General features: G+C 59.5%; 6 protein-coding genes. 3 read left to right on the top strand and 3 right to left on the bottom strand.

Going from position 1 to position 11,018, the window contains the following annotated elements:
- The coding region (locus M3436_16065; protein ID MDQ3565563.1) for an Ig-like domain-containing protein at positions 1-1,498 on the bottom strand (1,498 nt) is incomplete at its 3' end.
- Between the two features lie 807 nt (positions 1,499-2,305).
- Between M3436_16065 and M3436_16060 the strand changes: the two genes are divergently transcribed.
- Together M3436_16060 and M3436_16055 are read left to right on the top strand one after the other, a co-directional pair.
- A complete protein-coding gene (locus M3436_16060) occupies positions 2,306-3,322 on the top strand; it encodes a hypothetical protein (GenBank protein MDQ3565562.1) in 1,017 nt (338 codons plus the stop codon).
- Between the two features lie 3 nt (positions 3,323-3,325).
- Positions 3,326-5,362, top strand: a complete 2,037-nt coding sequence (locus tag M3436_16055) for a DUF1929 domain-containing protein (protein MDQ3565561.1) — start codon at positions 3,326-3,328, stop codon at positions 5,360-5,362.
- Positions 5,363-6,063: 701 nt separating this feature from the next.
- Here the strand turns inward: M3436_16055 and M3436_16050 are convergent.
- Positions 6,064-7,470 (bottom strand): right-handed parallel beta-helix repeat-containing protein, encoded by a 1,407-nt coding sequence (locus M3436_16050; protein ID MDQ3565560.1) that lies wholly within the window; start codon positions 7,468-7,470, stop codon positions 6,064-6,066.
- Positions 7,471-7,720: 250 nt separating this feature from the next.
- Here M3436_16050 and M3436_16045 point away from each other — a divergent pair, with 250 nt between their 5' ends.
- Complete coding sequence (locus tag M3436_16045; protein MDQ3565559.1) at positions 7,721-8,164, top strand: transposase; 444 nt, start codon at positions 7,721-7,723, stop codon at positions 8,162-8,164.
- Positions 8,165-8,817: 653 nt separating this feature from the next.
- On the opposite strand, the gene asnB is transcribed toward M3436_16045, so the two are convergent.
- The gene (gene asnB / locus M3436_16040) at positions 8,818-10,785 is read right to left on the bottom strand and encodes an asparagine synthase (glutamine-hydrolyzing) (protein MDQ3565558.1); all 1,968 of its coding nucleotides are present in this window, start codon (positions 10,783-10,785) and stop codon (positions 8,818-8,820) included.
- Positions 10,786-11,018 lie beyond the last annotated feature (233 nt).

Genomic DNA, 11,018 nt, shown 5'->3' with positions numbered 1-11,018 from the left:
TGGAGTTCCATGTGAGCGAGTAGGGAGAAGTGGTGTCTTCGGCTCCGAGATTGACGCCGTCGAGTTTGAACTGTACTCCTGCGACGCCGACATTGTCAGAGGCGTTCGCGGAAACCGTGACCGCTGCACCCGAGACGGTGCCGCCGTTGGCCGGCGCGGTGATGGAGACCGTCGGCGGGGTCGAATCCGGGCCCGTGCCGCCGTACTCAAACGCACCGAGATCCGACCCGCTGCCGGAGTAGGGCAAACCGACATTTGTGCCTTTGTTGATAAGATCGCTGTTTAAAGCAAGGTGGAGGAAAGTACAATTCGGCAAGGAACCATTCGCTTGTCTCGGTCCGCGAGCGCAGGTATCGTCCAGCGACGCAAAGTCTGCATCGTTCACGGTAGCCGAGATGGTCCATGAATTGTACGGCTGACTGCCTGCTACACTCCCGAACTTTCCGTGAGACAGGTTGTTTCGCAACACGTCCGCTGTATTATTAAATCCATAGTTATAATAAACTCCCGCCCCGTTATCCCACGCTGTGTTGTTGTACAGCGTCTGCGCAACTGTCGAGCCGCTGCCATGAAACCCAATCGTTCGATTCTTCCATGCTAGGTTTTTTTTCAATGTATGTCCGCCGGTTGGCTCAGGCGCACCCCTGAGTTTATAGCCGTTCCCATTCCCGCGCGCCACCAAGACACTACCGTTCCATGTATACCCATTTTCCCAGACCCAGTTGTTTTCAATGAGCATCGCGGGTGATGTCCACGCATCAATCCCGTCATCGGAGTTGCGCCAGGCGCGGTTGCCGCGGATGACATTTCCGGTACCGGTAGTCACCATCTGGATGCCGTTTGCGTCGCCTCCATCAGAATCCAAGGCATTATCGTTATCGTGTACATCATTGTTAAGGATGAGATTGCTATGGGCAGTAACAGAACTACTGCAGAGTTGGCAATAGACATGTATTCCAGAGCCCTTTCCGCCTCCACCAGTAGCGAGACGACCCATATGATGTATGTTATTGTTCTCAAAAATATTATTGCTTGAACTGCCTCCTGCAAAAATACCATTTATTGGGCCATTCTTCAGTTCAAGCCCTTTGATGTGCCACCAGGAAGCATTTTCCATTGCAATGACACCTGCTCTAAATGTCCCAGTGGGTTGATTGCTCGCGTCAATTACCGGCGTTTCGCCTGGGTAGTTGAAGACTTTGATAAGATTACCGCTTGTGCCATCACGGGTGAATGTCGTCATTGCGGTGAACGTGTACGTCCCCCCACGCATAAATATAGTGTCTCCCGCCGCCGCCACATCGTGTCCTTTCTGCAGGGTAGCAAATGGCAAGGCTTCTGTACCGGGGTTTGAATTTGAGCCGCTCGGGGCGACATAGTATGTTGCCGCACTCGCTAAAATTGGTGCGAATATAAAAAGGCTGAGTAAAATGAGGGTACGTAATATCCCCCGACTCGACAAGACGCCGCTTGTCGGCGATGAATTAATGATGGTCATGCCGGTCCTCTAGTCAATTAAATGATCTGGCTAATTCGGTAACCCCGGCGGCGTACCCGTCTAACCTGTCGTCGTTTGACGACGGCACCGAAGTCGTTCGGACACGTTATCGGCATGTGACCTCATACTTGAGGCTCCCTACGCGTGACCTGGGACCCGAGTCCGCCGACGAGCCATAGGAGAGCAACGCGAAGGCGAGGAGCCCGCGATAGCCGCGTCAGCGACGTAGAGTCATTGAGTGAGGTTGCGCGCGAGCGATAGCGACGTAGCGCAAGTGAGCGCAGGATGGTCGCGGCAAAAGGAATCACTCGCTGCGAGACCGAGGGTGCGAGAGGGACTTGGATGTCCTGTCGCACATACCGAGGGCCGCGGCGCAAACGCCTTGTATCTTGTCATTTTTGGCTTGTCATCAAGCCAAGCCGCCGCTTACATTGTTGGCTCTGACTTAGCGTAAATTTCAGCACCCTCGCTGCCGGTGGCCCAGCTAGCTCGGTTTGTGCGCGAGGCGCGATCTCAGCGCGTTGGACCGCCGCGCAGCCAGATTATGACCTGTGTGCGTGCACAGGTAGCGCGGCCGATACACAAGTCTATAGGTACTCCATATGGAGGATTTTCTGAAATCAGCGACTGTGGTAGAATGAGCGTTGTCCAACCTTACCCTCACGGAATAGCACAATGCGACCGCCGCCGCGATTCACTACCAGGTCATCGTACGTTGCCCAGGGCGAGCCACTTCTCCTGAGATCCCCCGGCCTGTCGTGGCTCACACCCTGTCTGGTCGCTCTTATGCTCTGCGCGGGACTCGCGTTGACTCAGGCACAAACCGGGGCCCACTATACGGCCGTCGAGGTGGGGACTCTGGCCGAGGGATCGAGCCGCGTCGTGCGAGCAGTGAACGACGGCGGCGAGATCGTGGGGGGCGCCCCGCGTGATCGCGGCCATCGGGGATTCCTTCTGAATGGTGTCGGACCGCAGGAGATCGCAGGGCTGCCGGGTAGCGACTACAGCCTCGCTCTCGGCATCAACAAGCTCGGCCGAGTCGTGGGTTCGGCGAACACAGCCACTGGGTTGCGAGCCTTCCGTTCCCAGCGGAGGACCGGGATCGTTGCCCTCGGCACACTCCCAGGCGACAGCGGCAGCGCAGCCTTCGCCATCAACGATCCGGGAGAGGTTGTCGGCTTTTCGAGCGGACCCACCGGCGTTCGGGCCGTCCTCTGGACCCGCGCGGGCGCCATCCAGGCGCTACCGGCGCTTCCCGGCAGCGACTCGAGCCGAGGTCTCGCAATCAACAATCTCGGGAATGTCGTCGGAGTCTCCGACACCCCTTCGGGACCGCGTGCGGTGTTCTGGGGGGGCGGCGCGGTGGAGGATCTGGGGACGCTCCCGGGCCACGGTACGAGTGAGGCGCTGAGCATCAATAACAGCGGGGATATGGTCGGGTCCTCCGGAGATCCTGAGGCACAGCACGCCGTGCTCTGGGCCCCGGGCGCCGTCATCGAGGATCTGGGCACCCTCCCGGGAGGCACCTCGAGCCGGGCGCTCGGGATGAACGATCGCGGCGAGGTGGTCGGGACCGCAGAGACCAGCGCCGGGAATCACGCCTTCCTGTGGACGCGGCAAGGCGGCATGCAGGATCTCAACGATCTGCTGAGGTCGCGCTCCGGGTTCGCGCTCACCCAGGCAGTCGCGATCAATGCTCAGGGCCTCATCCTCGCAATCGGCTACGACGAGGTCACGGACACCGCCGACGCCACGGGACAGGAGCACGTTCATGAAGATCATGAGCTTCCGCTTCGGATCTTCCGCCTGGTTCCGGTGCTCTAGCTCATGCCGTACCGACATCCGATCTTCGCTCTCACCGTCGCCCTGATCGCGTTGTGCTTCGGCCCCACGCCGAGCGCCGCGCAGACCAACGTCATCGGGCAGTGGTCCCTCGTCGCGCCGCTGCCTTTTTTTCCGATCCATACCCATTTGCTGCCTACCGGGAAGGTGATGATCTGGCCGGGCGACGGCGGGGTGTCCGGCAACGATCCGCGGTCCTGGGATCCCGCCGACCAGAGCGTGTCGATCCTCAGCAAGCCGGGCTACGACCTCTTCTGCAGCGGCCACTCGTTCCTGGCTGACGGCACCCTCTTCGTAGCCGGCGGCCACATCTCGAATAACGTGGGTCTGTCGCGGGCGAGCAGATATAATCCCTTCACCAACGCGTGGAGCTCGCCCCCCTTGCCCAACATGAACGCGGGCCGCTGGTACCCGACCACCACCGTCTTGGGTAACGGCGACGTTCTGGTGGTCTCCGGTGACATTGACCTCACGGTCGGCGTCAACACGCTGCCCCAGGTGTTCCAGGTGTCGACGGGGACGTGGCGGAGCCTCACCAACGCGCAGCTCGCGCAGGACCTCTACCCCTGGATGCTGCTGGCACCGAACGGCAAGGTCTTCCATGCAGGACCGACGGGGACGACCCGCTATCTCGATACGTCGGGCACCGGCGCTTGGGGCTTCGTGGCGACTCGGGCATTCAACGGACACCGTGGTTTCGGGTCGGCGGTGATGTACGCACCAGGCAAGGTCCTGGTGATGGGAGGCGGCCTAAATCCGCCGACGAATACCGCCGAGGTCATCGACCTCAACGCGGCATCGCCGAGTTGGCACGCTGTCGGCTCCATGCAATTCGCCCGGCGCCAGATCAACGCCACGCTGTTGCCCGACGGCACGGTGCTGGTCACCGGCGGCACCGCCGCGCCCGGCTTCAACGATCCCAGCGGTGCCGTGCATGCGGCAGAGCTTTGGGATCCGGCGACCGAAAACTGGACGACGCTCGCCAGCAGCTCGGGAATTCCCCGCGTGTACCACTCTGCGGCGCTCCTGCTGCCGGATGGCCGCGTCTTGAGCACGGGCGGTAACGGGTTCCCGGACACTGAGATCTATTCGCCGCCGTATCTCTTCAAGGGAACCAGGCCGACGGTCACGTCGGCGCCGCCCAGCGTCGCCTATGGGCAGTCCTTCTTCGTCGAAACGCCGGACGCCTTGACGACCTCCAAGATCACAGTGCTGAGGCTCTCCTCAGTGACTCATGCTTTCAACCAGAGTCAGTACATCAACGAGCTGAGTTTTTCGCAAACCACGGGTGGCCTCGACGTCACGGCCCCTCCTAGCGGCAATGTTGCGCCTCCTGGCTACTACCTGCTCTTCATCCTGAACGGGAGCGGGGTCCCATCCGTCGCCAAGTTCGTCCAGCTCGTCGGTACGACAGCCCCCGACACCACCCCGCCGACGGTTTCAATCACCGCGCCGGCCGAGGGCGCCACCGTCTCGGGTACTGCGGTCGCGGTCTCGGCCGCCGCCTCCGATAACGTGGGAGTAGTGGGCGTTCAGTTCAAGCTCGACGGTGCCAACCTCGGCGCCGAAGATACTACAGCGCCCTACTCTGTCACCTGGAACACCACGACCGCGACCGACGGCGCACACACGCTTAGTGCGGTCGCGCGAGATGCGGCAAACAATACCACCACCTCCGCGGGCGTCTCCGTCAGCGTCAGCAACGCCGCATCCTGCCCCCAGACCGCCCTCAACGTGTCCGCTGCAACCAGCGATGGCGGCTTCGCTTATTTCATCGGAGGATCATTCGGGACCCCCGCCGACAACAGCAGCAACTTCAATCAATCCACGCTCCGTCTGTTCGAGAACAGCCTGGAACTGGGACCCGCGCATTCTATTCACGCGAACATCCGCAACCTCGGACAGGGAAGGTTCAGCCACTGGAGTTCGACGACTGGCACCGGAGAGGCGCTGCGCTTCGCCGCCTCGGACAATACCAATCCCCGGACCAACGGCAGGAGCTACACCTATTGCGTGCCCTAATTAGCGAGATCGCTTTGTAAAAGGAGGACCGATGTACAACAGCGATGGGCATTGTGGGCTCAGTGGGTAGAGGGGCTGCGCATGCAGTAGCTCGTAGAATTTCTCCATCGATAGGGTGGACCCCATTGTCAAGACCACGATCTGGCGAAAATAAGTAAGATTTTATCTTTACCTTGTTGGCCACAAGTTGGGCCGGTGGTCAAAGTTTGCCCACCCCGTGCACCGCCACTGGCGTGCGGTAGCCGAGCGACTGGTGCGGCTGTATCGTGTTCCTGATACGACACCACCCTCGCATCCGCTTCCCATCTCCCTCATGGAGAGCGCATCAACCGATGACACCGGCGTCACCTTACCCCATCTACGGCACAGGCACACAATATGTGTAACTCTTCCCGTTAGTCCGCGGATTGGAGTTGTTGGAGGCGGAAACCGCAGCGCCTCCCCTGTGCCGTTCGTCTGACTCCAGTGGCTGAAGCGTCCAGCTCCGAGGTTACGGATATCTACGTGACGAGCGTGTGCGGGTCCCATTTCCACGCCATTCTCGAAGATGCGAAGGGTGGAGCGGGTAAGGTTGTTTTGGTCGTCCGCGGGAGTGCCGAATGTTCTTATGACTATATATGCAAAACCGGTATCAGAAAGTATCGACGAAACAGTGAGCGGGGTCTGCGTGCAGGAAGAAGAAGGGGGCGGTGGTGGAGGCGTTACCTCCCACCATACTCAAACGCTCCAAGGTCAGGGGCGCTTCCGACGTAAGGGATGCCGACTTTCACACCCCTGTCGATAAGATTGCTGCCGGCAACGAGTCTGAGAAAATGGCTCGATGGCAATGATCCATCAGCATTGCGAGGACCGCGTGCAATGGTGTAATTGAGGGACGAGAAGTCGGCCGCGGACACATTGACTCCTAGCGTCCAGGAGTTATATGTGTCTGACCCGGTTATCTTACCGAGGACACCGAAAGAGATGTTATTGCGGAACGTGGATGGCTTACTAAACAGAAAGTTATGTTCTCCGTTGCCCCAAGCAGTATTGTTATACACAGTCAGCGGTAAGTCTCCGCCATTGTTATGGAATCCGAGTGTTCGGTTCCTCCACGCGACATTGTTTTTCAACGTATGACCGCCGTCCCCAGCAGCGTTTCCTCCCAACTTAAAACCGTTCCCATTCCCGCGCGGCGTCAGGGCATCACCTTTATACCCATTCTCCCAGGACCAGTTATTCTCAATCAGAGCAGGCGCTGAATTCCACATATCAATCCCGTCATCGGAGTTGCGCCAGACGCGGTTGCCGCGGACGACATTTCCACTACCAGTAGTCACTAGGAGAATACCGTCCGCAGCGCCTCCAGAACCTAAGGCATCATCGTTATCATGTGCGTCATTGTTGAGGACGGTATTGTTAGCGGAGGTGCCATAAATCGCTATCGCCCCCGAGCCCCCACCGGCTAAAAGACGGCCGTAATGATGAATGTTATTGTTTTCAAAAACATTGTTATTTGAACTCCCTACCGCATGGATGCCTCCTATGGCGCCATTCTTCAACTCAAGCCCTTTGATGTGCCACCAGGAAGCATTGGTCATTCGAATCATGTACGGGGCGCTCCCAGAGGTATGATTGATCGCGTCGATTACTGGTGCTTCGCCCGGATATGCCCATACCTTGATGTAATTCCCGCGGCTTCCGCTTCGGGTAATTTTTGTCTGCGCGGAAGGAAAGTACGTGCCGCCGCGCAGGTAGATGGTGTCGCTCGCAACTGCCACATCGTGCGCCTTCTGTAGGGTGGCGAAAGGCTGCGCTTGCGTCCCGGCGCTCGAGTTCGAACCGTTCGGGGCAACATAGTATGTTTTCGCATTAACTAAAGTTGGCGTGAGTACAAAAAGGCTGAGTAGAATAAAAGTACGTAACTTCTCCCGACTTGTGCTTATAAGGACGTTGATAAAAGGTAGCCAGAACGAATTATATGATCCCCTATGCCCGCTCGCCGAGCCTTGATCGCTCATCCTGTGTACCCCATAGTTGCCCTCGCCGAACAGACGCACGCGTCCCTCCTCTATGCAGGCAAAGATCGGGACAACGAGAGGAAGTGGATTTAATGCAACGTTGCTCATGATTGGTATACCTCGATTGTAGAACGTCCTTAATGTTTGGCAGCGGCGCAACGAACTCGAGCACGCGACCCGCTACGAACCGACTTACTTCTAGCTGTACGCAATCCTCGATATCTTCAGCCGCTAGGTCGCGGGGTGGATGATGGCGCATCGGGAGGGCGCATAGCTCGCCAAGCGCCTCATTGAGGAGAGCTGCCACAAACTAGGCATCCTCCCCCGGACAATTGAGATGCCGACCGGGGGCTCCACCATGACCTCAAAGTCCGTGGCCTGTCTGGTCTCCGACCGGGACGTTCCCAAGACTCATAGCTGGCCACACGTCTCCGATGAACAACGCCTTCTCGGAAAGGCATTAAAGACCATCGAGTATCGACGGGAGTTCCCGGAACGCTTCGGGTCAATCGAGGACGCTCGTAGTTCTTGCTGGGCCTTCTTCTTTTGGTACAACGAGGGATATCTGCACACCGGCATCGGTCTGCTCACCTCGAAATCCTGCGCTACGGTCGGTCACACCGACGCCGGGATCCAATGCCGCCAGGCCGCCGTGAGTGGCGCCTATGCACGCCACACCGACCGACTCATGCATCGCGCCACCCGAGACCACAGGAAAAGCCCGAAGCCGTGTGGATCAACCTGCCGGCAACCGAGCATACGGAGCACCAAATTTTTCCGAAAGATGTCGCAAAGTCGTTGATGAGTTCCGGCTAGAAACGTTTTGGAACATGGTGACGAGTGCCCTATTCCCCGGAATCTATGTTGCTTCTCTGCAAGCGCAGTGCGCTTTAGTTATTCTTGTCCAGAAATGCTACGGAAGTCGGAGAGGTTCACAATACCCGGGCCGCCGTTTTGTGGCGTAGGTCTCAAAATGACCTATCCAATGGCTCCGCGGGCCCTGTGTGCCAATATCGCGTGAGACACCTTCACCCTGGAAAATAGAGAGCAGGGCGGAGGAGATAATTGAACATGGGAGCCTCGGATCGTGAGACCAAGATATTGAACCCGGAAGTGACGGAGAAACCGGAGCGTCGACAATTTGCGGCGGCGTACAAGTTGCGGGTCCTGGAGCAAGCAGACCGGTGCAGCTCGCTGGAGGAGATTGGTGCCCTGCTGCGTCGCGAAGCGTTGTACTCCTCGCACCTGAGCAACTGGCGCCGGGAACGTCGCAAAGGTGCGTTGGGGTCGATGTTGGCGACGACGCGCGGTCGACCGGCGGTGCGCTCGGCCGAGGAACGCGAGATTGAGCGGCTGCGGCGGGACAACGAGCGGCTGCGTGGCAAGCTGGCGAAGGCGGAGAAGATCATTGATGTCCAAAAAAACTCTCCGAGGTGTGCCGAAACGTCGGCGGCCTCAGGCATGCTCGGCTTCCAGCCATGCCTGGAACATCAGCACGTCCCAAAGGTAGTATTGCCAGTTGCGCGCGCCGCTCTGGTGCTCCTCCCACTTCCGACGGATGGGCGCCGGATCGAGAAATCCCTCGCGGCGCAAGCGCGCGTCGTCTAGCTGGCCTTCTGCCCAGTCGCGCAATGGCCCCCGCAGCCAGGAATCGATGGGGACGCCGAAGCCCATCTTCGGGCGCTCGATCAGTGTCTTCGGCACGTATTTGTAGAGCATCTGACGCAGCAGCCATTTTCCTTGCCCGTCGCGGATTTTCATCGGCAGCGGCAACGAAAGGACAAATTCCACCAGCCGGTGGTCGAGGAACGGCGCGCGCGTTTCCAGGCTCACCGCCATCGCCGCGCGATCCACCTTTACCAGGATGTTGTCAGGCAAATAGGTGAGCGTATCCGTCGTCATCATCCACTGCTCGAACGTGGATGCCACACCGGAACGCATTAGCAATTCGTCGAGCAACGTTGCCGGCTCGCGGGCGCCGAGCACCAAACTGGAGGGGTCCTTCCAATGCGAGACCAGGCGGCGATATAGTGCGCCGTCATCGGCCAACGCCAGCACCTCCGCCGCATTGTATGCCTTGTCGCTTGGCTGGCTGACTCGGAAATACGGGACCACCGCCCCCAAGGGCCGCAACAGCGCATCCAGCAGCCACGGCGGACACGCGCCGACGGCCTGCGCCAACCGGCGGCGCATTGACCGTGGCATACACATGAGCTTGCGGCGCAGGTCGCGTGCGAGGAAGTAACGGTTGTAGCCGCCAAAGAGCTCGTCCCCGGCATCGCCGGAGAGACTGACCGTGACGTGCTGGCGCGCGTGCTGCGCGACCAGAAACGTCGGGATCTGTGAGGAGTCGGAGAACGGCTCGTCGTAGATTGCGGGCAGCCGGGGAATGACCGCCTGCGCTTCTTTGGGACTCACATACAACTCGGTGTGATCGGTGCCCAAGTGGCGGGCCACCGCCTTGGCGTATCCCGCCTCGTTGTAACCCGCCTCGGCAAAGCCGATGGTGAAGGTGCGCACGCGGCGGGACGACTGCGCCTGCATCAGCGCCACGATGGCGGAAGAATCCACGCCACCCGAGAGGAATGCCCCAACCGGCACATCCGATATTCTTTGCAGCGCAATCGCCTTACCGGATATCCGCTCCAACTCGACCAGCGCCGCGGCGTCACCGTGCGAGAACGGCTCTTCCCTGGCGCGCGCCGCTGCCGCGAGTACGGACCAATACACGTTGGGTGCCGGAAGTTGACGCCGGCGTACGTCGTCCTGCGAAACCGTGCGCCATGTTCCAGGGGACAGCTTCCAGACGCCCTTGTAGATCGAATAGGGCGCGGGAATGTAGTTGTGGCGGAAAAACAGCGTCAGAACATCGCGATCCACCTCGCCCCGCCAAGACGGATGGGCGCGCAGCGCCTTCAACTCCGACCCGAACACGAGCGCGTCACCTGCCCAGCCGTAATAGAGCGGTTTTTCGCCCAGGCGATCGCGCATCAGATGCAACTGGCGTTCGGTCCGGTCCCACAGTGCGAGCGCAAACATGCCGACGCAACGCTGCAGCGTGTTTTCTATGCCCCACGCCTCGAAGCCCGCCAGGAGCGTTTCGGTATCGGAATGCCCACGCCATGCCGGTGCTGCCGCCGAAGCCTGGAGCGCCTGCCGCAGGTCGGCGTGGTTGTAAATCTCGCCGTTGAAGGCGATGACCCAGCGGCCCGATGCCGACGTCATCGGCTGATGCCCAGCCGGCGATAAATCGACGATCGACAGGCGCCGGTGGCCAAAGGCCACGCCCGCCTCGGCGTCCAACCAGATCCCGGAGTCGTCGGGGCCGCGATGATGAATTGCCTTAGCCATCATCCGCGCGATTGCCTCGCCCGCTTCAGCGGAGAAACCGGAGAGTTGGAGGTATCCAGCAATGCCACACATCAGACGCTACCCTCTGCAAAAGCAGTTGGGCGCGTTGCATATAAGTTTGCTGTGGAGATCACCGTGGAGATCTTCAATTCACTTAACACAAAACGGACCCATGAACACATTAGCGGATAGTGGGTATCCACTTCGCGCAAGTGCCCCCTATGTGTTGTGGTCAAGCGATTTAGCTCTTCCCAGGAGGCTTCGGTATGGTGTGGGTGTGATGGTGGCGGCTTGCTGCATCAGAC

The sequence above is a fragment of the Pseudomonadota bacterium genome (genome assembly GCA_030859565.1).
Classification (GTDB): Bacteria; Pseudomonadota; Gammaproteobacteria; order JACCXJ01; family JACCXJ01; genus USCg-Taylor.
The sequence above is the reverse complement of the archived record's forward strand: the minus strand, read 5'-3'. Positions and strand labels throughout refer to the sequence as shown.

Bases quoted from the DNA above. Each gene is read 5' to 3' on its own strand.
- M3436_16055 (MDQ3565561.1), top strand. From the start codon at position 3,326: ATGCCGTACCGACATCCGATCTTCGCTCTCACCGTCGCCCTGATCGCG.
- M3436_16050 (MDQ3565560.1), bottom strand. From the start codon at position 7,470: ATGAGCAACGTTGCATTAAATCCACTTCCTCTCGTTGTCCCGATCTTT.
- M3436_16045 (MDQ3565559.1), top strand. From the start codon at position 7,721: ATGACCTCAAAGTCCGTGGCCTGTCTGGTCTCCGACCGGGACGTTCCC.
- asnB (MDQ3565558.1), bottom strand. From the start codon at position 10,785: ATGTGTGGCATTGCTGGATACCTCCAACTCTCCGGTTTCTCCGCTGAA.